Consider the following 22,630-nt stretch of genomic DNA (forward strand, 5'->3'; position numbering starts at 1 on the left):
CCCGGTCTCCGTGCTCACCCGCGGCTGTCCCCGGCGTCCTTGACGCAGCGGAAGAGCACCCACGGCGGGTTGGCCGTGAAGTCGTCCCAGTACTCCGGCCCGAACTCCAGGACGCCGTCGGTGGACAGCCGCACCGGGCTCCAGGTGCAGTCGCGGAACCCGGCGGCCGTGAAGGCCTCCTCGTACACCCGCCCGGACGGCAGGTAGGCGGTGAAGCTGACCGGGGGCTCGGTGTGCGCCGTGACCCGGATCCGGCCGTCGTGCGCCGGGTCCTCCGCCTGCTCGAAGGAGAAGCCGTACTTCTGCGGCAGGGGCCGGCCGAAGTCGAAGTCCGGGTGGGCGACGAGGGCCCGCAGCTCGCCGCCCGCGCGCAGGTTGCGCGCGCACGACCGGGCCATGAGCCCCATCGTCTCCGGGGAGTCGGCGTAGTTGAACAGGTACGCCGCCAGCAGCACGTCGAAGTCGCCCAGCCGCGGCAGCTCGGTGCCGTCGCCGACCGCGTACTCGACGCCCAGCGGCTCGCGCTCCTCCGCGGCCCGGCCGACCTCGACCATCCTGGGGGAGATGTCCACGCCCAGCACGCGCCGCGCGCCCAGCCGGCGGGCGTGCCGGCTGTAGACGCCCGTGCCGCAGGCGAGGTCGAGGACGCTCCTGTCCCGCACGTCGGCCAGCAGGCCCAGCACGCTGGGCCGCTCCACGAACCGGGTCAGCGGCAGGAGCTTGGAGAGCTCGTAGTCCCCGCCGATCCGGTCGTACTGCAGATCGTCGTGGGCGGGGGGCGCTGCGCGGCCGTCGGCGGCGTCGGTCATGGGGCGCGTCTCCTTCATCCGGACGTTCAGGACTCCACGATTCCGTTCGCCGCGCGGCAGATGGATCACGGAGCGCCCCGTAACACGCCCCGGAGCATTTGGGTGCCGGTACCGAGACAACAGCCCGGGCCGCGCCAGACTGGCGCCGTACCGGCGAAGCCGGGGGAAGAGAGGCGGTGCCCATGGAGACCCGGGTCACGGAGATCGCGCCGGACATCTACCGGCTGTCGACGTACGTCGAGGACGCGGACTTCATGTTCAACCAGTTCCTCGTCGACGCCGAGGAACCGCTGCTGTTCCACTGCGGGCTGCGGTCGCTCTTCCCGCTCGTGTCGCAGGCCGTGGCCCGGGTGCTGCCGGTGGAGAACCTCCGCTGGATCACCTTCGGGCACGTCGAGGCCGACGAGTGCGGCTCGCTCAACTCCTGGCTCGCCGCCGCCCCGCGGGCCCGCGCGGCGCACGGGGCCATGGGCTGCCTGGTGTCCGTGAACGACCTGGCCGACCGCCCGCCCGTGCCGCTGGGCGACGGCGAGGTGATCGACCTCGGCGGGAAGCGGGTCCGGCGGCTGGAGACCCCGCACGTGCCGCACGGCTGGGACGCCGGGCTGCTCTTCGAGGAGACCACGCGGACCCTGTTCTGCGGCGACCTCTTCACCCGCATCGGCGACGCGCCCGCCCTCACGGAACAGGAGATCGTCGGGCCGGCCGTCGCCGCCGAGGACGTCTTCGGGGCGACCTGCCTGACGGCCGCCACCGCCCCGGCCATGCGCCGGCTCGCCGGGCTGGAGCCGGTGACGCTGGGCCTGATGCACGGCCCCTCCTACAACGGCGACTGCCCGCAGGCGCTGCGGGACCTGGCCGGGGCCTACGAGGAGCGGTTCACCGCCTCGGTGGAGCGCGAGGGCGGCCCGCGCTGAGGCCCGGCGGTCACCTCAGAGGGCCGTGCGCCGCGCGGGACAGGAGAGGTCGGCGCGCGGCAGCGTGCCCCGGGTCAGCCAGGCCGTCGCCGCGTCGCCGGCGCACGGGTCGGCCGTGAACCCGTAGACGCCGTGCCCTCCCTGGGCGGCGTCCACCATGACCGCGCGCCGCCCCAGGGCCTTGCGCACGGCCCGCGCCCCCGCGTACGGCGTGGCGGGGTCGCGGCGGTTCTGCAGCATGAGGATGTTGCGCGGGCCGCGGTCGCCGATGCGCACGGGCGGCTCCTCGGGGCGGTACGGCCAGAAGGCGCACGGCCAGATGTTCCCGGTCATCGCCCCGGCGACGGGATAGCGCCACGCGTCGTGCTGCTGGGCCCGCCGGTAGGCGGCCACCGAGCGCGGCCACGGGGTGTCCTGGCACAGGACGGCCAGCATGGTCGGCAGGACCAGCTGCTGGGTCCGCGGTTCCAGGGGGACGGCCGCCTGCAGCGGGGCCAGGGCCTTCTCCGCCCCGGCCTCGTCGGGAGCGCCGGGCGCGCGGGCGAGGAACCGCCACACGTCCGCCAGGTGCGGGAAGAAGGAGTCCGAGAACAGGGCCTGCAGGGTGATCTGGCGCAGGACGTTGTCGTCGACGGCGTAGTGGCCGACCTCCTTCGGGCGGGCGGCGGTCTCCGCGAGCAGCCGGGCGTACGTCTCGGACACCTCGTCGGCCGTCGTGCCCAGGTGGTAGGCGGAGTTCCGCCCGGCCACGTACGCGGTGAGGTCGGGGAAGCGCTTCTGGCTTCCCGGCCCGAAGGCGCGCAGGGCCTTCCACCAGCCGGCCCGGGCGTCGGGCGCGCTGTCCAGCACCACCCGGTCGGTGCGGGCGGGGAAGACGGTGGCGTACGCGGCGCCGAGGTGGGCGCCGTAGGACACGCCGTAGTACGAGATGCGCTTCTCGCCGAGCGCGCGCCGGATGCGGTCCATGTCCCGGACGGTGTTGGCCGTGTACATGGTCGGCAGCAGGTCGCCGGCGTTCCGGGCGCACGACTGCGCGATGCTGCGGTGGAGTTCGGCGGTGGCGGCGAAGGGCCGGTGGGGGAGGGGCATCGACACGGGCGCGTGCCGCAGCTGCGCGGCGCTCAGACCGCAGGAGACCGGGGTGCTGGTGAACAGACCGCGCGTGTCGAAGCCGATGAGGTCGTAACCGGCCCGTACGGATGCGGGTACGTGCGCCGCGAACCACAGCGGCATGGGCGTCCCCGGGCCGCCGGGGCCGCCCGGGTTGAGCAGCAGCACCCCGCGCCGGGGGCCGGGCCCGGTGGCCGCGAGCCGGGAGATGCCGATCGTGACGCTGCGGCCGGCCGGTGCCGCGTAGTCCAGCGGCACCCGGACCGTGGCGCACTGCAGGCCGCTGCGGGCGGGCGCCGCGACCTCCGCCGGGCACGGCCCCCACCGGAGGCTTTGCGGGGCGGGCGCGGCCGGACTCCCGCCGGTCAGCAGCACCAGAGCGACCGCCACTCCCGCGGCCCGGCGGCACGCCCGGCGACATCTCACGAAGGGTCCTCTCCACTGGATCTGACGGAGAGTTATGTTCCGGTCGCCGCCTCCTTCAAACGGATCGGGGGCGGGGTGCATCCGGTCGGCGTACGAATCCTGGACATTGGATATCCAGGTTATGTAGTGTCCAGGTCATGAAGATGAGCGGTGGCGTCGAGTGGGCCTTGCACTGTTGCCTCAACCTGGCCTGGGCCGGCGGGGAGCAGGCGGTGCCGGCCGCCCGCCTGGCGGCCTTCTACGACCTGCCCACGGCGTACCTCAACAAGCAGATGCAGGCGCTGGCGCGCGAGGGCATCGTCTCCTCCGTGCCCGGCCCCCGCGGCGGCTTCCGGCTCGCCCGGGCGCCCGAGGACATCACCCTGATGGACGTGGTGACGGCGATCGAGGGCCCCGAACCGGCCTTCCGCTGCACCGAGATCCGTGAGCAGGGCCCGCTGGGCGAGCCGGTCGCCGACGGCAGCCGGTGCCTGATCGACCAGGCCATGCGCCGGGCCGAGCTCGCCTGGCGCAGGGAGCTCGCCGCGCAGACCCTGGCCGACGTCAAGAAGAACGTGGAACGGGACGTCCCCGAGGTGCCCGAACGCACCCGCCGCTGGTTCGCGCAAGCACGCGCCTGACCACCGGATCCGCCACAGACCCGCACGCAGACCTGTACGCGGACGCGTACGCAGACCCGTTCACAGACCCGTTCATAGACCCGCACGAGCGCACAGAGGAAGAGTGACCATGTCCCACACCATCGTCAACCCCGCCGCCCTGCACGACCCCACGGGCTTCGGCTACAGCCACGTCGCCGTCGCGCCGTCGCCGGACCTCGTGTTCGTCGCCGGGCAGTACGCCTCCGACGCCGACGGCCACGTGACCTCCGGCGACTTCGCCGAGCAGGTCGAGCTCTCCTTCGCCCACCTGGGCACCGCCCTGGCCGCCGCGGGCCTCGACTACAGCCACGTCGCCCGCCTCGGCACCTACATCGTCGGCAACGACCAGGCCAAGCTCGAAGCCCTGGTCGCGGTCATAGGCCGGATCTGGGGCGACAAGCCCCCGGCGCAGACCCTGCTCGGCGTCGCCGGGCTCGCCCTGCCGGGCATGCTCTTCGAGGTCGACGCGGTCGCCGTCCGCCCCTGACCGGCCGCCGCCGTCACGCGCAGGACTCCGCCGCCTCGTGCTGCGGGTGCGGACCGGAGGGCGACGGCGGCCGCTGATCGCCCGTCACCAGCCGCAGGGCGCGGCGGTCGGAGATCGACAGCTTCCGGTAGACCCGGCTCAGGTGCATCTCCACCGTGCGCCGGGTCACGTACAGCCGCCCGGCTATCTCCTTGTTGGTGAGCCCCTCCGCCGCGAGCAGCGCCGTCCGGCGCTCGGCGGGGGTGAGCGAGGCGGGGCCGATCTCGGTGTCGCGGCGCGGGCGCGCCCCCGCCTCGACCATGTCCTGGCGCAGCTCCTGCACCAGGACGTGCGCCGCGCACTTCTCGGCCAGCGCGGCCGCGGCCCGCAGGTGTTCGCGGGCCTGGCGCGCCTTGCGGGTGCGCATCAGCTCGCGCCCGAGGTCGCGCAGCGCCCGCGCCTCGTCCAGCGCCGCACCCGCCTCCCGCAGCAGCAGGACGGACTCGGTGAGCAGCGCCGCCCGCTCCTCGCCGGGAGCCAGCAGCCCGGCCGCGCGCAGGGCGACCCCCACCGCGTGGGGCGCGCCGAAGGCCCGCGCGAGGGCCAGCTCCTCGCCGGCCAGCCGCCGGGCCGCCTCCTCGTCGCCCAGCCGGGCGTGCGCCAGGGCCGCCTCGGAACGCCAGGGCCACAGCGCCGGGTTGGTCCAGCCCCGGTGCAGCAGCAGCCGCCCGCACTCCTCCAGGTCCGCCAGCCCGGGACCGACCCGCCCCAGGGCGACCTGCAGCCGCCCGCGGTGGAACAGCAGGCCGGGCAGCGTGACCGCCGGCACCGCGCCCTCCAGACCGGGCTCCAGCAGGACCCGCTGCGCCTGGTCCAGGTCCCCGGATTCGTACAGGGCGCTGCCCAGCCAGCCGCGGGCCATGGCGGAGCCCAGCCACTCGTGCTCGGCGGGCTCAGGGCCCCGCTCCAGCACCTCGTGCGCCGCGTCCAGGCACTCCGTCAGCCGGCCCGCGCGGTAGGTGCATTCGGCGAGCACGGCCCGGGCGAGCGCCGCCACGGTGCGCGAACCCTCCGCGGTCGCCGCGCTCAGCAGGGCCGCGCAGTTGTCCAGGGCCTCCTCCTCGGCGCCGGAGCGGGCCAGGACGAGGACGAGGCCCAGCCGCATCAGGGCGTGGTCGTTGACGGTGGCGGCCGGTTCGCTGAGCGCCAGGCGGGCCTGCTGGAGCGCCTCGGCCCGCCGGGTGCCGCTCCACTGGGCGCCCACGGCGGCCAGCGCGGCCTCGGCCCGGCGCACCCACGGGCTCCGGGCGACTTCGCTGAGCTGCGCGGGGGAGGACGTCGAGGGCGGCGCCTGGTGCGTGCCGCGGCCTTCGAGGAGTTCGAGCAGGCCGCGTACGGCGCGGAAGCCCGCCCGCAGCTCCTTCGGGGCGCCCGCGCGGTCGAGTTCGCCCGCCTCCTGTTCCACGATCCGCAGCGCTTCCGGCACGTCGCCGGTCAGGGCGGCGGCCTGGGCCAGGTCGAGCAGGGCCATGGCCCGCTGCCCGGTGTCGCCCCGGATCAGGTCGACGGTGCGGCGCAGCCGGGCGACCGCGGGCTCGGGGCCGTCGGCCAGCTCGATGTGGCCGAGCCGGCGCAGCAGCCCCGGCTCCTCCTCCGGCCCGCACTCGGCGAGGCCGCGCTCCAGGCAGACCCGGGCCTCGGCGAGGGCGCCGCCCGCGAGCGCCGCGTCGGCCGCGTCCACCAGCAGCCGCAGCGCCCAGCGCTCGCCCACGGGGGCGCCGGGCAGCAGGTGCGCGGTGATGCGCTCGCGGGGGGCGCTGCCCGCGTAGAGGGCCTTGGCGGCCTCGGCGTGCAGGCGCGCCCGCTCGCTGGGCGGCATCCGGGCCCGGAAGGAGGCCATGACCACGGGCTGGGCGAAGCCGATGCCGTCGTGGCCCTCCGTCAGGACGCCCCGGCGTACCAGCCGGTAGAGGGCGTCGGCCGCCTCGCCGGCGCCGATGCCGACGAGCCGGGAGACGAGCGGGCCGCTCGCCCCGGGCGCGACGATGGAGACGGCGTCGAGGACGGCGCCGACCTCGGGGGAGCAGCCGCCGAGCCGGGTCAGCAGGGTCTCGGCGACCTCCACCGGCGCCAGCCGGGCCACACGGCCGGCGGAGAGGTCCCCGGAGGTGAGGCCGGTGCGGTGCAGTTCGCGCAGCAGGGCCTGGAGCAGCAGCGGGTTGCCGCCGGTGGCCGTGCGGCAGGCGCGCGTGAGGTCCTCGGGCGCGGGCTCGCCGAGGAAGGACGTCAGCAGATAGCCGACGCTGTCGGCGTTTAGGCCCTGCAGCACCACGCGGCGGTGGAAGAAGGAGGCGACGCCGGCCGCGGACTCGGAGCCCTGCCCGCCCGCGCCGTCGCCCGTCAGGTCGGGGCGGTCCGTGCCGAGGGTGGCCAGCAGGACGACGGGCAGGCCCTCCAGGCGGGCCGTCAGGTAGCCGAGCCAGTGCAGCGACGGGGCGTCCGTCCACTGCAGGTCGTCGATCGCGATCAGCAGGGGGGCGCCGGCCGTGGCGGCCGTGATCATGCGGTGCACCGCGGCGGCCTCCCCGGCCCCGTCCGTGCCGTCCGCCCCCCGCGGGCTCCCGGGCTCTCCGGCAGGGCCGGTCAGCTGGTCGCGGATCTGGTGCAGGACGCCGTGGGCGCGGTCGCGCTCGCCGGGTCTGGCGCGCGCGGAGACCGTTCCGAAGCCCTTGCTGCGGGCGGTCCTCAGCGCGGCGCGCACCAGGTGCGACTTGCCGGCGCCGATGCCGCCCTCCAGCAGCAGGCTGGCCCCCATGCCCGCCTCCGCGGCGGACAAGGCCCCGTCCAGGGCCGTCATTTCGCTGTCGCGGCTGAGCAACAGTCTCTCCCTCCCCTCGTGCCTGCCGGGCCGTCACGGCGCCCGGCCTCCGCTGCCCCCGCGCGTCAGAAGCCGTCGAACACCCCGTGGCTGTGGCGCCCGCGCCAGGCCTCGGTGGCGACGCCCTTGAGCACGACCTCGACCACGTCCTCCGCGAGCGTCGCGGTCACCGGCAGGTGCCCGAAGAGCACCCGGTAGTACGTGGTGGAGGCCAGCATGTCGAGCAGCAGGTCGATGTCGGCGTCGGGGCGCAGGTCCCCGCGCCGGATGCCGCGGCGCAGCGCCTCGGCCGTCGAGGCCCGGCGCGTGTGGAAGAAGCGCTCCAGGAACAGGCTCTCCAGCTCGGGGTGGTCGGCGAGGTCGGCCACGAGGGCGGGCAGGACGCGCCGCCCCAGCGTGGTGCCGAAGGCCTGGCTCAGCGTGCCGATGCCGGCGATCAGGTCGCAGTGGGTGCAGCCGGTGTCGGGTGTCGGGGTGGCGCCCACGGTGGTGACCAGCGCGTCCACGACGAGGTGCTGGCGGGACTGCCAGCGCCGGCGCAGGGCCGGCTTGCTCGTCCCCGCACGGGCGGCCACCGCTTCGAGCGTCAGGTTCCCGTAGCCCGACTCGTTGAGGATCTCCATCACCGCGGCGGGCACGGCCGCGTCGATGCGGCCGTCCCGTGGCCTGCCTGTGCGCTGCTGGCCGCCTTCGCGCGTCTCCCGCGCTTCGGCCACCGCGCCGTTCGGGGTGTTCACCATGCGGCCAGTATAGGTAAGCTGCAATTGATTCCGTCCCGGAACGTAACGAAACGTTGTGCTGGAGGTCGTCGTGTCGCAGGAGGTGAACCAGGCGGTGGAGGGGCCCGGCGGCCCGCTCGCGCCGCCCGGTGCGGACGTCTCCCCGTCGCCGACGGCGGGGGAGGGCCCGGCGGAGAGCGTCTTCTCCGGGGCCCGCCGCGCGCTGACCCTCGGCGTCGTCCTGTCCGTGAGCATGGTCGCCTTCGAATCCCTGGGCGTGGCCACGGTCCTGCCCGGCATCGCGGACGACCTGCACGGACTCGGCGCCTACGGCTGGGGCCTGTCGGCCCTGATGCTCGCCAACATCGTCGGCACGGTGGTCGCCGGACGCGCGGCCGACCGGGGCGGGCCCGCGCGCTCCATGGCCGCCGGGACGCTGGTCTTCGCCGCCGGCTGCGCGGTGGCGGGCGCGGCGGTCTCCTGGCCGCTGTTCCTGCTCGGCCGCGCGCTGCAGGGCCTCGGCGTCGGAGCTGTCATGAGCATGGCCTACACCGTGATCGGGCTCGCCTACCCCGAACACCTCAGGGCGCGCATGTTCGCCCTCCTCTCCTCGGCCTGGACCATCCCCTCGCTGATCGGCCCCGTCGTCGCCGGCACGCTCTCCGACCTCGCGGGCTGGCGCGGCGTGTTCCTGCTCATGCTGCCGCTGATCGCCGTCGCCGCCGCCCTCACCCTCCCGGGCCTGCGCCGCCTCGACCGCCCCGCCGCCTGCGCCGCCACCCCCGCCGGACCCTGGTGGCGGAGCCCCCTCGCCGCGAGCATCCTCCTCACCGCGGGCACCGCACTCTTCCTCCAGGCGCTGCTCCTTGACAACCTCGCCCTGCTGATCCCGCTCGCCCTCGCCGGCCCGGCCGTCGCCGTGCCCGCCCTGCGCCGGGTCACCCCCGCCGGAACCCTCCGCCTACGGGCCGGAGTCGGCGCCGGCATCGGCATCCGCTTCCTGCTGTGCGGCGTCTACTTCGGCAGCGAGGCCTTCCTCCCGCTCGGCCTGCAGGAACTGCGCGGCGTGCACGCCTCCCCGGCCGGCCTCGGCCTGTCCGCCGGCGCCATCACGTGGGTCGCCGGCTCCGCCTGGCAGGCCCGGCGCGACGGCCGGGCACAGGGCCGCACCGGCAGCGTCACCCTCGGCTTCGCCGTCCTGCTCGCCGGGCTCGCCGTCATGGCCGCCGCCGTCCTCGCCGAGGCCGTGCCCCCGCTCGTCGCCGTCGCGGGCTGGGCCGTGGGCGGCTTCGGCATGGGCGTCGCCTTCAATGCCGCCACGACCGACACCCTCGAACAGGCCCCCGCCGGCCGGCAGGGCCTCGTCAGCGGCTCCCTGCAGCTCGCCCAGACCCTCGCCACCGGCCTGGTCTCCGGCATCGGCGGCGCCGCGGTCGCCACGGCCCACCGGCACGGCGCGACCACCCGGGCCGGGCTCCTGTTCACCTTCGCGCTCACCGCGGCGCTCGCCCTGGCAGGCGTGCTGCTCTCCAGACGCCTGCGCCCCGCCCCGGCCGGCTGACCGGCCGGCCCCCACGACCTCACCCGCACCTGCGGGGGCTCTTCCCCCAAGGCCCCCGTCCCCAAGGCCTGAGCACCCCGAGGCCCCCTACGCACCACGTCAAGGAAGGAGTCCGACCGTGGAGAACGTACTGCTGCTGGGGCTGAGCGCCCCGGCCGACGACGACCCCTACGGCGACCCGCTGCTGCGCGCGCTCTCGGCCCCCGGTGCCTCCGGCACCCGGCTCGTCGTCAGCACGGCGCCGTCCGTACTGGCCCGGGCCGGCAGCGAGATCATCGCCCCCTCGCACCCCGTCGCCGACGCCCTGCGCCAGATGGCCTCGCTCGCCGACGGCATCGTCATCACGACCCCCGAGACGGCCGCCGCGCCGCCCACCTCCCTGCGCACGCTCCTCAACTGGCTGACGTGGCCCACCGAAGGCTCCCCGCTCATCGGCAAGCCCGTCGCGGTCATCACCACCTCCACCGCCCCCGCGGCCGAGCCCGAGCCGTACTGCGAGGTCGAGCGGATGCTCTTCTCCGCAGGCGCCACCATCATCGGCCCGCGCACCGTCGTCGCCCGCGTCGACCGGACCCTGCGCGAGGAGCCCGACGGGCAGGTCGCCTTCGGCGACCCCGGCGCGGCCGTCCGCCTGCTGTTCCACATCCACCGCACCGCCGCGGCCGCCCGGGAGACCTCCGGCCTGCCGCCCGCGGACGACTTCCGGCCCTGGCTGCTCTGACCGCGCACGCAGGACGGCCCCGGCGGCGGACGACCGCCGCCGGGGCCGTCATGGCCGCCGGAGCCGCAGGGGAAGCCGGGCCGCCGGGGTGGCGCGCCGCGGGTCCGGCCGTCAGCCGGCCGTGCAGCGCAGCATCGCCAGCGGCGGATTGGCGAGGAAGTTCTCCCAGAACTCCGCGCCGTACCTGCTGACTCCGTCCTCGGGCACCTGCAGCGGCACCCACGTGACGTCCCGGAAGCCGGCCGCCCACAGCGCGCCCTCGCACACCTCGCGCCGCGGGTAGTTGGTCACGAACTCGACGGGGGAGTCGAGCAGCGCCGTGACCCGCACCCGCGGTCCCACCTCGCCCTCGCCCACCTGCTCGTAGCGGAAGCCGTACTTCTCCGTGGGCGGCCCGTCGAAGCGGAACTCCGGCGCCTGGGTGAGGACGAAGAACTCCCCGCCCGGCCGCAGGCTGCGGTGCACGCCCCGGCACATCCACTCCATCGTGGCCGCGTCGTCGGCGTAGTTGAGGAGGTAGACGGCCGTCGCCACGTCGAAGTGCCGGTCGAACAGGGGCAGGTCGGCGCCGTCGCCGACCAGGTAGCGCACCCCCAGCGGGTTGCGCTTCTCGATGGACCAGGCCGCGGCCACCATGGTGTCGGAGACGTCGACGCCGAGGACCTCCGCGGCGCCGAGCAGCTTCGCCTGCCGGCTGTAGAAGCCCGTCCCGCACGCCAGGTCCAGGACCGACTTGCCGCTCAGGTCCCCGAGCATCCGCAGGAAGCTGTCCGACTCCGGGTAGCGGGCCATGGGCAGCGACTTGAATCCCTCGTAGGCCTCGCCGATGTCGTCGTACTGCTGCACGGTCATGTGAGTTCCTTCTCCAGGGGGGTGTCGAGGAGGCCGGCCCCGGGAACGGGCCGGCCGCGCAGCCGGTCGCCGGCCAGGGCTGCGCGCCTGCCCTGATGCCGGGCGGCCGCCAGCGCCTGGACGGTCGGCAGGACCCCCGCCGACCGGGCGTGCGACGTGCCGTACGGATTGCCCCCGGCCTCGAACACCACGGGATCGGTGTAGCCCGGCGGCACCACGACCGCACCGCAGTGGTGCAGCACGTGGTGGAGGGAGAGGAGCGCCGACTCGCTGCCCGCGTGCGGCCGGGCGGTGGAGACGAACCCGCTGGCGGGCTTGCCCGCGAGCGGGCCCGGCCCGGCCGGGGGCTCCAGCGACTGCAGGAAGCCCAGCAGCGGCGCGGCGACGGCGCCCGCCCGCACCGGGGTGCCGAAGACCACGGAGTCCGCCCACGCCACGTCGGCAGGGTCGACGGCGGCCGCCGCCGGGGCCCCGCCCGCACGGCCGGGCAGCCCCGACTCCCGCCGCACGCCCGGCCCCGTCAGCCGGCGCAACCGCACCTCGGCACCGAGCTCCCGGGCCCCGGCCGCGCACTCCTGCGCCAGCAGCCGGACCGTCTCGTCCTCGGCGCAGTGGACGACCGTCACCCGGCTGCGGGCCGCGGCGTCCGGGCCGGGAGGGCCGCCGGACCGCGCCCGGGCGGCCACGCCGGCCAGCCGGCGGCCCAGCTCCCAGGCCGCGTCCCGGTCGTGCTCCGCGACGCCGCCGTCGCGGAGGGCGGTGACCGCCAGCCCGTACGGATTGCCGCCCGCGCCGCGCCGGGCGGGACCGGCGGGGTCCGCCGGATCACCGGGGCCGGCCGGGCCCGCCCCGACGGTCCAGGCCCCCCAGTGGTGAGCCGACTGATACATCGTCAGCAAGGTGGCCTCGCGGCCGCCGTGCGGGCAGGTCGAGGCCGTCATCCCCGTCACCACCCGGTCGGTCAGCAGCCCATCCCACCACAGCTTCGTCGTGCCGTCCAGGAACCGCTTGAACGGCGCGGAGACGTTGCCGAAGTACGTGGGGGAGGCCAGCACCAGGCCGTCGGCCCACAGCACGTCCTCCGGCCGGGCCTCCTCGTCCGGCCACGCGGGGCCGGCCTCGTCGTCGGCGACGCGCAGCAGCCGCACCCGGGCGCCGTGCGCCCGCGCCCCGGCGGCCGCGGCCTCGGCCAGCGCCCGCATGGTGCCGCGCCTGCTGTGGTAGACGACCGCGACCTGCGGGGTCACGACACCTCCTCCGGCTCCGGGCCGCCGGGGAGGGGGCGGGCGCGCAGCACCATCCGGACGTCGTCGCCGAGCCGGGCCACCTCGTCCAGCCTCAGGCGCAGCGCCTCGCTCAGGGTGCCCGCGCCGAACCCGTCGAGCACCGCGCGCCCCTCACCGCCGATCAGCACCGGGGCGACGTACGCCACGACGCGGTCGAGCAGGCCCTGCGCCGCGAACTCCGCGGCCAGCCGGGCGCCGCCCTCCAGCAGCACGGAGCACAGCCCGCGCTCGTACAGCGCCTTCACCAGCGCCGTGAGGTCCAGCCGCCCGCCGGGCTCGGGAAGGGTCAGCACCGCGTGGCCGTGGGGGAGTACGGGCGGGGCCGCCGACTCGCCGACGACCACGAGGGTGGGCGCCGCGTCGTCCAGGACGCGCGCGTCCGGGCGGATGCCGCCGGTGCGGTCCAGCACCACGCGCAGTGGCGGCTTGCCCTCCACACCGTGCCGCAGGCCGAGGTGCGGGTCGTCCGCCCGCAGCGTCCCCGAGCCGACGAGCACCGCGTCGTGCGTGGCCCGCAGCGTGTGCGCGTCGGCGCGGGCCTCGTGGCCGGTGATCCAGCGCGAGGTGCCGTCGGGCGCCGCCGAGCGACCGTCGAGGCTCCCGCCGAACTTCCAGGTCACGCACGGCCGGCCGAGGCGGGTCGCGGTCAGCCACAGCTCGTTGGCCCGCTCCGCCTCCTCCCGCAGGACGCCTCCGACGACCTCGACCCCGGCGGCGCGCAGCCGCTCGGCGCCGCCCGCGTGGCCGGGGACGGGATCCGGCACCGCATACACCACGCGGGCGACCCCGGCCGCGAGCAGCGCGTCCGCGCAGGGTCCCGTACGGCCCTGGTGCGCGCAGGGCTCCAGGGTGACCACGGCCGTCGCGCCCCGCGCCCGGTGCCCGGCCGCGGCCAGCGCCTCGACCTCGGCGTGCATGTGGCCGGCACCGCGGTGGTAGCCCTCCGCCACGGTGGCGCCGCCGGGGTCCAGCAGGACGCAGCCGACGACCGGGTTGGGGCTGGTGCGGCCCAGCGCGGTCACCGCGAGCGCGAGCGCCCGCCGCATCGCCTCCCGTTCGGCGGGCGTGGCGCCGCCCGGGGCCGTCACGCCGTCTCCGCGAGACGGAAGCCCATGGCGTAGATCTCGCGCTTGTACCAGCCGTGCCGGCGCCGGACGCGGGCGAGGTCGCCGAAGCGGGTGAAGCTGCCGCCGCGGGCGATCCGGTAGGCGCCCTGGGTCACGGCGAGGTCGTCGGCGATCTCCTGCCCGCCGGGGTAGGCGGCGTAGTCGTCGGCCACGTACTCCTCGACGTTGCCCGCGAGGTCGTGCACGCCGAACGGGGAGCGGCCGGCGGGGAAGACGCCGATCGGCGTGGTCGCCAGGGGGCCCTCCTCGACGGTGTTGGCGGCCCCCGGCCGGAAGTCGTCGCCCCAGGGGAAGTCGCGGCCGTCCCCGCCGGAGGCCGCGTACTCCCACTCGGCCTCGGTCGGCAGCCGGAAGGCGCGGCCGGTGCGGCCCGCGAGCCAGACCGCGTAGGCGTCGGCGGCCTCGGGGGTCACGGTCCACACGGGGTGGTTGGCGAGCTGCGCGGGGTAGACGCCGAAGCGCCAGGTGGTCGGCAGCTCGGTGCGGCCGGTGTCCTCCAGGAACAGGCGGTACTCGGCGTTGGTGACGGGGTACAGGGCGATGCGGAAGGCCGCGAGGTCCGCCTCGTAGACGGGGGACTCCTTGGCGATCCACTCCTCCTCGACGCCGGCGTGGCGCCAGCGGGCGGTGACCGTGCCGACCTCGCCGGGCTCCAGGCCGAGGCGGACCCGGGCGGCCGGCACGTCGGCCATCGGCGGGTCCTCGGGGCGGATCCGGGGGTCGCCGACGAGACCGAGGACGGTGCCGGCGGCGTGGCGGCGGGCGAACGGCTCGGCGGGGTCCTGCGCGATCGCGACGAGGGCTTCCGGCTCCGCGGCGAGCAGGTCGCGGTGGCCGGCCAGGAGGTACTGCGGGCCGCGCGACACGAAGGCGTCGGGCAGGCCCATCGCGGCCCGGTCGGTCAGGGTGTTGGGGTTGGCGAGGACGACCGGCGGCGTGCTGCTGGTCATGACTGGTCTCCCGTGGACGGTCGGAGGAGGCTTCCGGTCGGCCGCACGCGGTCTCCGGCGCGGCGGAACGTGCTCACCAGGTAGGTGAGGTTCCCGACGGCGCGGGGCACCTGGCGGGCCGTCACGAGGGCGAACCCGTGGCAGGCGGCCAGCGCGGTCAGCTCGGCCTCGGTGAACTCGCGGTAGAGGCGGCTGCCCTCGTTGGCGTAGAGGCCGCCCCTGCCGTCCGCCGCGTGGAAGACGGAGAGCGTGAGGAGGCCGCCGGGGCGCAGCAGTTCGTGGACGCGGCGCAGGTACGTGCCGTAGGTGCCGGGGTGCTGGTGGTGGAAGCACCCGTTGTCCAGCACCGCGTCGTACTGCGCGGTGCCGGGCAGGTCGAGGGCGGCGGTGGCGAGGAAGCGGGCGCGGCCGGGGTGGCTGCGGGTGAGGGCCTCCCACTCGGGGGAGGCGACGAGGTCGATGCCGGTGACCCGGTGTCCGGCGGCGAGCAGGAGCCCGGCGTCGCGGCCGCGGCCGGCGCCGATGTCGAGCACGTGGGCGGGGGCGCCGGCGCCGGTCCGGGTGCGGAGGGCGTGCATGAGCAGGCGCGGCGCCCGGCGCATGGCCTCCTCACCGGTCCAGACGTCGCGGCCGCCGGCGTAGTGGTCGCGGAAGTCGCTGTGCAGGACGGCGGCGTAGAGGGCCTCGTCGAGCGGTGCGGCTTCGGTGCGTTCGACCGTATACCGGTCGGCTATGGAGTGGCTTGCGCCCATCGGTGCACGGTCCTGTCGTGTTCTGGTGCTGGTGGTGCTTGTGCTGCTGCTCGTGCTGCGGCGGGTCCGGACATGGGGCGGTCGCGGGGGAGGCGGGCGAGCAGTCCTCGCCTCCCCCGCGACCGGTGCGGGTGCCCGTGCTAGACGCCGGGCGTGTAGTACACCTGGCCGTCGTAGGAGGACGCGGCGAAGGCCTTGCGCTCGGCGTCCCAGGTCAGGGACGAGATGCCCGCGGTGGTCGGGCGGACGACGGCGGTCCACTCGCCGGCGGTGCGGTCGTAGAGCGCGATGCGGCCGTTGTAGGCGCCGGCGGCGACCACGCGGCCGTCGCCGGAGGCGGCGACGCACTTGATGGAGTGGGTGTGCGGGGTGTCGAGCACCTGGGCGCGCTGCTGCGGGTCCCAGATGCGCAGCTTCAGGTCGCGGCTGACGCTGGCGAACCAGCCCTCGCCCAGGCCCGCGCAGCCGTTGGCGATCCGGTCGTGCGCGTCCTCGATCGTGGCGACCTTGCTGAGGTCGGAGATGCGGTACCAGGTCGCGGAGGCGTCGGCGGCCACGGAGAAGATGAGGTCGCCGGAGACCGCGACGCCCTTGACGGCGTTGGTGTGCAGCGGCAGGTCCTCGACGTGCTCGGCCTCGCCGGCGCCGGTCAGGCGCAGCAGCAGGCCCTCGCCGGTGTAGGCGCCGACGACCGCGTAGGAGGCGCCGTCGCGCTCGAAGGCCGCGCCGCAGTTGAGCGGGGAGCGGTGCTGGTGGAGCTCACGGCCGGTCAGGGCGTCGAAGACCTTGCCGAGCTGGCCGCCGGAGAGCACCAGGCCGCCGAGCGGGGTGAGGAAGTTGCACAGGCTGCCGGTGCGGGCCACGACCTCGCCCTCGTGGTGCACGACGCCGGTGTCGCCGCGGTGCACGATGCCCGCGTCGCCGATGGTCAGCGTGCCGGAGGCGGTGGGCAGCACGGCGTTGACGCCCTGGGTGGGCGGCACCTCGGCGGCGTCCCAGGCCCGGCCCTCGTAGTCGTAGCCGCGGTAGCCGGCGCCGAAGGTCGCGAAGACCAGCCGGGAGCCGCCGGCGAAGGCGCAGGAGCGGGGCCAGACGTCGTCGGGCAGGGCGGTGGTGTCGCGCCGCTCGGGGACGCCCGAGGCGACGTCCCACAGCTGCATGGTGCGGTCGTAGCTGAGGCTGACCAGCAGGTTGCGGGCGTCGTCCAGGACCAGGCGCTTGATGCCCGCCTCGTGGGCCGGCAAGACCGTGCGCTCGGTGGGGCCGACGACGATGATCTGCCCCTCGTCGTTGCCCGCGAAGATGGTGCCGCCGGAGGAGATGGCGATGGTGTCGGTCTCGATGCCGTCCATGTCGAGGTCGGCGATCAGCCCGCCGGTCTCCAGGGACCAGCGCTTGATGGTGCCGTCGTCGCTGGAGGAGATCAGCTCGTCGCTGTCGCGGGCCCACTCCACCGAGATGACGTCGGCGGTGTGGCCGGTGAAGCGGGCGACGAGCTTGCCCGTGAAGTCGTAGACCCGTACCCGGTGGTCGCGGGAGGCGGTGGCTATGAGCTCCTTGGACGGGTGGAAGACGGACATCTCCACGTCGTCCTCCTGGTCGGCGAGGACCGCGACCAGGCGCAGGTCCGGCACCGTCCACAGGCGGGCGGTGTAGTCGCTGGAGGAGGTCACCAGGTGGCGTCCGTCCGGCGAGAACGAGCACTGGTTGGCCAGGTGGTCGTGGAAGGAGCGGGCGATGGCCGTCCCGGTCCGCTGGTCCCAGCAGATGACCTGGTTGTCGTAGCCGGCGGTGGCGACGTAGGCGTCCCGCCAGGCCGCGATGCCGCTGATGGGTCCCCGGTGCTGGATCACGCTGTTCCTTCCACGAGTTCGATCGAGTGGCCGCCGTACTCGGCCTTGGCGCGCAGGTAGTGGTCGTTGTTCTCGTTACGGAAGATTCCGGTACGGATCTGTTCGACGACCTCGATCCCGTACGAGGCGAGCTGCGCGGCCTTGTCGGGGTTGTTGGTGTGCAGCCTGACCCGCGTCACTCCGAGGGCCTGGAGCATCTGGGCGGCCGAGCGGTAGTCCCGCAGGTCGTCCGAGAAGTTCAGCTCGCGGTTGGCGGCGAACGTGTCCAGGCCCTGGTCCTGCAGGCGGTAGGCGTCGAGCTTGTTGTAGAGCCCGATGCCCCGGCCCTCCTGGCGCAGGTAGAGCAGGACGCCGCCGGAGGCGGCGAGCAGCTGCATCGACTCGGTCAGCTGAGGGCCGCAGTCGCACCGCGCGGAGCCGAAGACGTCGCCGGTCAGGCACTCGGAGTGCAGCCGGACCAGCGGGACGTCCGCGATCGGTCCGAACTGCACCGCCACGTGCTCGAGGCCGTCGCCGAGGCCGGTGAACGTCACCATCTGGCCGGGCGTCCAGGCCCCGTCGGCCCGCTGCACGGGGATCTCGACGCGGGCTCTGATGCCCACGGACCCCTCCGGCGGTTCCACCGACGCCCCGTGCAACGGGGTGTCCTCCCCATTGAGTGTTTTGGGCACTGCTTCCTCCCGTAGAACGAGCACGCCCCGAACCCCAGGGCGCAGTCACAGCATGGGTGCGGAGGGCAGCGTGGACAGCACGGTCCGTACCGGTACGGGTACCGAGATCATTTGACAGCGGTACCGAACCATCCGGTCTGTTCGTTTGGAAGCCCGAAGCTTTTGGCGCGTCAGTTCCGCCGTGCGATCCGGACGCTTCGGGATCTTCAGCCGGACTCCTGCTACCCGGAAACCGCTCGTCCGGTTCTGTCTCTGATGTGGTGGGAGGCGCCTCCCGGAGCCTAGGGGAGACGGCCGCCCGTCCGTCACGGTGGGGCACCGGCCGGCCGGACCACCCCTCGACATCACTCCTTCGGGCTAATCTCCCGGCCGCCGGGAACCGCTGCGCGGCACCGCGGGGGTACTCCGGGCACCGGTACCGCGACCTGCGCAACCACCCCCCGCCGGGCCCCCCGCGCTGCTACCGTCGCGCGGCATGGAGCAGCTCTTCAGCGACGACGAACTCGCCCTCATCGCGGCGGCCGCGCAGGAGTCGGGGATGGACCCGCGCGACTGGGTCCGCGCCGTGGTCCTGCAACTCCTCACCGACGAGGAGTACTTGGAGGAGGACCCGACCGACTCCAGCGGCCACCGCGCGGGGGACGGCCGGCCGCCGTACCGGGCCGACATGGAGCACGCCGTGTGGCCGGTCACCACCCACCGCGGCTCCGGCCGCAACATGCACGAGCTGCATCACGCCGGATGCTGGGTACCGAAGGGGGGCGAGAGGACCATGTCCACCCCGCAGGCCCGCGAAGAGCTCCTCACCCGCAACGCCCACCCCTGCGAGGCCTGTCAGCCGGAACGGTTCCTTACCCCGCTGGTCTAGCCGTCCGCCGCAAGGGCTGCCGGACCGCACGGCGGCTCGTGCACGACCCGGCCGGGCCGTGCACGAGCCGCCTGTGCGGTCCGTCCTGCGCCGGCCGCTAGGCGGCGGGGGTCCCCGCCGGCTCGTCCTGCGGGGCGAGGACGGAGGTGACGTAGCCCGCCAGTCCCTTCGCCGTCGGGTAGTTCCACAGCACCGTCACCGGCAGCCGTACGCCGAGCAGCTTCTCCAGCTGGGCGCAGACCCGCATCGACATCACCGAGTCGAGCCCGAGGTCGGTCAGCGGCCGCTCCGGGTCCAGCTCACCGGCCGGCATCTTCATCTCCCGCGCCAGGCGGCCGGTGATCTCCTCGCCGACCCGGGCGGCGAGCACGTCCGCCGGCAGCTCCCGCCAGCGCGCCGGGTCGTCCTCGGCGGACGCCGCCGCGCCGTCCGCGGACAGCGGCTCCCCGCCGGACGCCGTCGCGTCGTCGTCCGCCGCCGCCCCGTTCTCGTGCAGCGCCCCGAAGCGGGTGCCCGGCAGCCACGCGCGCAACTGCCCCTGCTCGTCGCTGATGACGATGTCGACCGTGTCGGTCGCCGGGTCCACGAGCCGGATGTCGACCCAGCCGGTCTCGGGGGCCTCGCCCACCACGCGGACCTCGCGGATGTGGGCGGGCATCCGCACGGTGGGCGGCCCGCCGTAGATGACCGGGACGATGCCGAGGGCCGCGTCCAGCAGCGGCGCCCACGTGACCTGGTCGCCGGGCACGGCGGGCGCGTGCACCCGGGCGCGGATGACGCCGTCGCCCGTCAGCAGCTCCTCGACCGTCCACGGCCAGGCGATGCCCTCCACGCCGATCGCGTCCAGGCGCCCGATCACGACCGACGGGTCGGCCGCCGTCAGGTCCCGGGGCGGCGTCACGGACAGCATGCCGGCCGGGAACGGCGGGGCGTCCGCGGCCATGGTGGACGAGGTGGTGTGGGTCAGCCAGTTGCCGGGGCCGGAGGTGCCGGACGGGCCCGCCGGACGGGTGCTCAGCCGCAGCGTCAGCCCCTCCTGCACGACCTGGACCTCGCGCGGGATCGCCAGCGCGACGGGGAACTTCAGCGAGACGTCGAACAGCGCCTTGCTGCCGCCCTGCCCGGGCGCCGCCTCCAGGAACGTGTGGATGATCGAGGAGGCCGGCACGATCGAGGTGCCGTGCAGCGCGTGCCCGCCGGGGAACGGCCGGACGGCGTCGTCCAGATAGGTGTTCCAGATGCGCAGGGGCGTCGAGGCGGCGACGTCGACCGGCGGGCCCAGCAGCGTGTGCCCGGTGACGTCGTGCCCGTGGGCGACGACGGCGCCGGCGGGCAGCACGGCGTCGGTCCAGTAGCGGCGGTGCTGCCAGGCGATCGGGGGCAGCTCCGCGATCCGGCCCGCCGGGTACTGCGCGCTCCAGTCGACCTCGGCGCCGTGGCTGTGCAGCGAGGCCAGGTTCAGCAGCAGCGTGCGCAGCTCGGGCTGGTTGCGGCGCAGGGTGTGGGCGACGTGGCCGCCCGTCACGTCCAGGTGGGCCAGGGTCTCGCCGATCGAGTGGGAGACGACCGGGTGGGGCGAGACCTCCAGGAAGCGGCGGTGGCCGTCCTCGACGGCGGCGGTGACGGCCTGGGCGAGGCGGACGGGGTTGCGCAGGTTGGCCACCCAGTAGCCGGCGTCGTGGAGCACCTGCGCCCGCGGGTCGTCGAGCGCCGTGCTGTAGAGGGGCACCTGCGGGGTGCGCGGCCGCAGGTCCGCGAGGGCCTCGCGCAGGTCCTCCGTCAGCGGGTCCATGTGGGCGCTGTGGAAGGCGACGTCGGAGTTGACGTTGCGGACGGGCACGCCGTCCGCGCCCCAGTCCCGTACGAGCGCGGCGACGGCCTCCGCGTCGCCCGAGAGCACGGCCGAGGCGGGGGAGGAGGCGATCGCGGCGCAGACCGCGGCGTTCCCTTCGAGGCGGGCGGCCACCTCCTCGAAGGGCAGGCCCGCCATGGCCATGCCGCCCTTGCCGGCGACCCGGCGCAGCAGCGAGGACCGGCGCCCGCTGAGCCGCGCGCCGTCCTCCAGGGACAGCGCCCCGGCGACGACGGCCGCGGCGATCTCGCCCACGGAGTGTCCGATGACGGCGGCCGGGCGATGGCCGTAGGAGCGCCACACCTCGGCGAGCGCGACCTGCACCGCGAAGATCATCGACTGGGCGCGGTCGACGGCCTCGAAGTCCCCGGAGACGACGGCCTGCCGTGGCGAGAAGCCCAGTTCGGTGCGGAACACCGGCTCCAGGCGGTCGATGACGTCCGCGAACACCGCGTTGGTCGCGAGCAGTTCGCGGGCCATCCCGGACCAGTGCGAGCCGTGGCCGGAGAAGACCCACACCGTCCCGTCGCCCGAGCCCGGGCGGACGGTGCCCTCGGCGACGTTGTCCTGCTCCTGCTCCTCGGTCTCCCCGGCCGCGACGGCCCGCAGGGCGGCCACCAGCTCCGCCCGGCCGTCCGCCACGACCGTGACCCGGTGGTCGAGGTGGGAGCGGCGGGTGGCCAGCGTGTGGCCGACCGAGCGCAGCGGGGTGTCGGGGTGCCGCTCCAGCCAGTCGGCGAGCCGGCACGCGTACTCGGCGACGCCCGCCCGGGAGCGGTAGGACAGCGGGAAGAGCTGCGGCACGTTCGGCAGCGGCTCCTCCCCGCTCTCCTCGGCCGGCTCGGGCGCCTCCTCCAGGACGACGTGGCCGATCGTGCCGCCGTAGCCGTACCCCGAGACGCCCGCGCGCCGCGGGGTGTCGCCCTTGGGCCAGACCTGGTGCTCGGTCACCAGCCGCAGCCCCCACTCCTCCCACGGGATGTCCGGGCTGGGCTCGCTGGTGAGGACCGTCGCGGCCATCTCGGCGCGCTGCAGCATCAGCGTCGCCTTGATGATGCCCGCGACGCCCGAAGCGGGCTCGGCGTGCCCGATGTTGGACTTCACCGAACCTATCCAGCACGGCTTGTCGGCGGCGCGGCCCGCGCCGAAGACCGCGTGCAGCCCCGAGGCCTCGACCGGGTCGCCGAGCCGGGTGCCGGTGCCGTGCGCCTCGATGTAGCCGGCCGTCGCCGGGTCCAGGCCCGCGGCCCGCTCCCAGGCCAGCCGGAGCAGATCGCGCTGCGCGTCGGGGTTCGGCGCCATGATGCCGCTGGTCCGGCCGTCCTGCGCGACGGCCGACCCCTTGATCACGGCCAGTACGCGGTCGCCGTCGCGCTGCGCGTCCGACAGCCGCTTGAGGACCAGCACCCCGCAGCCCTCGGCCCGGCCGTAGCCGTCGCCCTCCGCGTCGAACGGCTTGCTGCGCCCGTCGGGGGAGAGCGCGCCGGCCGCTTCGAGGGTGAGGGTGTAGGCGGGGGAGAGGATGATGTTCACGCCGCCCGCCAGCGCGAGCGAGGTCTCGCCCGCCAGCAGGGACTGGCAGGCCAGGTGCACGGCCACCAGGGAGGCGGAGCAGGCCGAGTCCAGCACGAAGCTCGGCCCGTGCAGGTCCAGCACGTGCGAGACGCGGTTGGCGATGCCGGTCAGCTGGGCGCCGATGCCGGTCCACGGCTCGATCCGCGGCAGGTCCTCCAGCAGCCGGCGCCCGTAGTCGTCCGAGCAGGTGCCGATGTAGACCCCGGCGTCGGAACCGGCCACCGAGCGGGGCGCCATGCCGGCGTGCTCCAGTGCCTCCCAGGCGACTTCCAGCACCAGCCGCTGCTGGGGGTCCATCAGCTCGACCTCGCGCGGCGCGATACCGAAGAACTCGGCGTCGAAACCGTCGATGTCCCCGATGAAGTTGCCGGGGCGTTCGGCTCTGCGCAACGCCTCGGTGAACTCCGGGCTAATCTTTGTGTAGGCGCGCCACCGGTCCTCCGGTGTGGATTCCACGGATACCTTGCCGCCGGCCAGGAAGTCCCAGAAGGATTCGGGGGAGTCGATACCGCCGGGGAAGCGGCAGCCGATGCCGACGAGGGCTACTGATTCGTTAATACGCATGCGTCTCAATTCCGTTCGTCCGGGCGAGTGCG

The 22,630-nt window shown here is 75.1% G+C and carries 18 protein-coding genes; 6 read left to right on the forward strand and 12 right to left on the reverse strand.

Annotation, left to right across the window (positions count from 1 at the left end; translation table 11 throughout):
• Positions 1 to 14: 14 nt before the first annotated feature.
• Complete coding sequence (locus NQU55_RS30720) at positions 15 to 809, reverse strand: class I SAM-dependent methyltransferase (RefSeq protein WP_168090962.1); 795 nt, start codon at positions 807 to 809, stop codon at positions 15 to 17.
• Between the two features lie 182 nt (positions 810 to 991).
• On the opposite strand from NQU55_RS30720, the gene NQU55_RS30725 reads away from it, so the two are divergent.
• Positions 992 to 1,726: an oxygen-binding di-iron domain-containing protein gene (locus NQU55_RS30725; RefSeq protein WP_168090961.1), complete on the forward strand. Its 735-nt coding sequence runs from the start codon at positions 992 to 994 to the stop codon at positions 1,724 to 1,726.
• Positions 1,727 to 1,741: 15 nt separating this feature from the next.
• Here the strand turns inward: NQU55_RS30725 and NQU55_RS30730 are convergent, their stop codons facing one another.
• Complete coding sequence (locus NQU55_RS30730) at positions 1,742 to 3,262, reverse strand: alpha/beta hydrolase (RefSeq protein ID WP_168090959.1); 1,521 nt, start codon at positions 3,260 to 3,262, stop codon at positions 1,742 to 1,744.
• Between the two features lie 137 nt (positions 3,263 to 3,399).
• Between NQU55_RS30730 and NQU55_RS30735 the strand changes: the two genes are divergently transcribed.
• Positions 3,400 to 3,882 (forward strand): RrF2 family transcriptional regulator, encoded by a 483-nt coding sequence (locus tag NQU55_RS30735; RefSeq protein WP_206328871.1) that lies wholly within the window; start codon positions 3,400 to 3,402, stop codon positions 3,880 to 3,882.
• 109 nt (positions 3,883 to 3,991) lie between these two features.
• The gene (locus NQU55_RS30740) at positions 3,992 to 4,390 is read left to right on the forward strand and encodes a RidA family protein (RefSeq protein ID WP_168090958.1); all 399 of its coding nucleotides are present in this window, start codon (positions 3,992 to 3,994) and stop codon (positions 4,388 to 4,390) included.
• A 13-nt stretch (positions 4,391 to 4,403) separates the two neighbouring features.
• Here the strand turns inward: NQU55_RS30740 and NQU55_RS30745 are convergent, their stop codons facing one another.
• Together NQU55_RS30745 and NQU55_RS30750 are read right to left on the reverse strand one after the other, a co-directional pair.
• Entirely contained in the window at positions 4,404 to 7,247 is a 2,844-nt protein-coding gene (locus tag NQU55_RS30745; protein WP_168090956.1) for a helix-turn-helix transcriptional regulator, read from the reverse strand.
• Positions 7,248 to 7,312: 65 nt separating this feature from the next.
• A complete protein-coding gene (locus tag NQU55_RS30750; RefSeq protein ID WP_168090955.1) occupies positions 7,313 to 7,987 on the reverse strand; it encodes a TetR/AcrR family transcriptional regulator in 675 nt (224 codons plus the stop codon).
• 70 nt (positions 7,988 to 8,057) lie between these two features.
• Between NQU55_RS30750 and NQU55_RS30755 the strand changes: the two genes are divergently transcribed.
• Positions 8,058 to 9,527 (forward strand): MFS transporter, encoded by a 1,470-nt coding sequence (locus tag NQU55_RS30755; protein WP_256791550.1) that lies wholly within the window; start codon positions 8,058 to 8,060, stop codon positions 9,525 to 9,527.
• 118 nt (positions 9,528 to 9,645) lie between these two features.
• Positions 9,646 to 10,248, forward strand: coding sequence for an NAD(P)H-dependent oxidoreductase (locus tag NQU55_RS30760; RefSeq protein ID WP_168090953.1), 603 nt, complete (start codon positions 9,646 to 9,648; stop codon positions 10,246 to 10,248).
• 111 nt (positions 10,249 to 10,359) lie between these two features.
• On the opposite strand, the gene NQU55_RS30765 is transcribed toward NQU55_RS30760, so the two are convergent.
• From NQU55_RS30765 to NQU55_RS30795, 7 genes are all read right to left on the reverse strand, one after another.
• Entirely contained in the window at positions 10,360 to 11,100 is a 741-nt protein-coding gene (locus NQU55_RS30765) for a class I SAM-dependent methyltransferase (RefSeq protein WP_168090952.1), read from the reverse strand.
• Positions 11,097 to 12,347 (reverse strand): flavodoxin family protein, encoded by a 1,251-nt coding sequence (locus tag NQU55_RS36965; RefSeq protein WP_168090951.1) that lies wholly within the window; start codon positions 12,345 to 12,347, stop codon positions 11,097 to 11,099. Before NQU55_RS36965 ends, NQU55_RS30765 begins: the two co-directional genes overlap by 4 nt.
• Positions 12,344 to 13,432 (reverse strand): bifunctional diaminohydroxyphosphoribosylaminopyrimidine deaminase/5-amino-6-(5-phosphoribosylamino)uracil reductase RibD, encoded by a 1,089-nt coding sequence (ribD, locus tag NQU55_RS30775; protein ID WP_168090970.1) that lies wholly within the window; start codon positions 13,430 to 13,432, stop codon positions 12,344 to 12,346. The genes NQU55_RS36965 and ribD overlap by 4 nt, the downstream gene beginning before the upstream one ends.
• 38 nt (positions 13,433 to 13,470) lie before the next feature.
• On the reverse strand, positions 13,471 to 14,463 hold the full coding sequence (locus NQU55_RS30780; protein ID WP_168090950.1) for a formylglycine-generating enzyme family protein: 993 nt from the start codon (positions 14,461 to 14,463) through the stop codon (positions 13,471 to 13,473).
• Positions 14,460 to 15,215, reverse strand: coding sequence for an SAM-dependent methyltransferase (locus tag NQU55_RS30785; protein ID WP_168090948.1), 756 nt, complete (start codon positions 15,213 to 15,215; stop codon positions 14,460 to 14,462). Before NQU55_RS30785 ends, NQU55_RS30780 begins: the two co-directional genes overlap by 4 nt.
• Positions 15,216 to 15,355: 140 nt before the next feature.
• Positions 15,356 to 17,068, reverse strand: a complete 1,713-nt coding sequence (locus NQU55_RS30790; protein ID WP_168090946.1) for a WD40 repeat domain-containing protein — start codon at positions 17,066 to 17,068, stop codon at positions 15,356 to 15,358.
• Positions 17,065 to 17,604 carry a GTP cyclohydrolase II gene (locus tag NQU55_RS30795; protein ID WP_168090969.1) on the reverse strand — a complete coding sequence of 180 codons (540 nt, stop codon included), beginning with the start codon at positions 17,602 to 17,604 and terminating at the stop codon, positions 17,065 to 17,067. The genes NQU55_RS30790 and NQU55_RS30795 overlap by 4 nt, the downstream gene beginning before the upstream one ends.
• A gap of 610 nt (positions 17,605 to 18,214) precedes the next feature.
• On the opposite strand from NQU55_RS30795, the gene NQU55_RS30800 reads away from it, so the two are divergent.
• Positions 18,215 to 18,607, forward strand: a complete 393-nt coding sequence (locus tag NQU55_RS30800; RefSeq protein ID WP_168090943.1) for a DUF6233 domain-containing protein — start codon at positions 18,215 to 18,217, stop codon at positions 18,605 to 18,607.
• Positions 18,608 to 18,704: 97 nt separating this feature from the next.
• Here NQU55_RS30800 and NQU55_RS30805 read toward each other — a convergent pair whose 3' ends face one another.
• Positions 18,705 to 22,598, reverse strand: a complete 3,894-nt coding sequence (locus NQU55_RS30805) for a type I polyketide synthase (RefSeq protein WP_168090941.1) — start codon at positions 22,596 to 22,598, stop codon at positions 18,705 to 18,707.
• Between the last annotated feature and the right edge of the window lie 32 nt (positions 22,599 to 22,630).

It is taken from the genome of Streptomyces telluris (assembly GCF_024519335.1).
GTDB classification, from domain to species: Bacteria; Actinomycetota; Actinomycetes; order Streptomycetales; family Streptomycetaceae; genus Streptomyces; species Streptomyces telluris.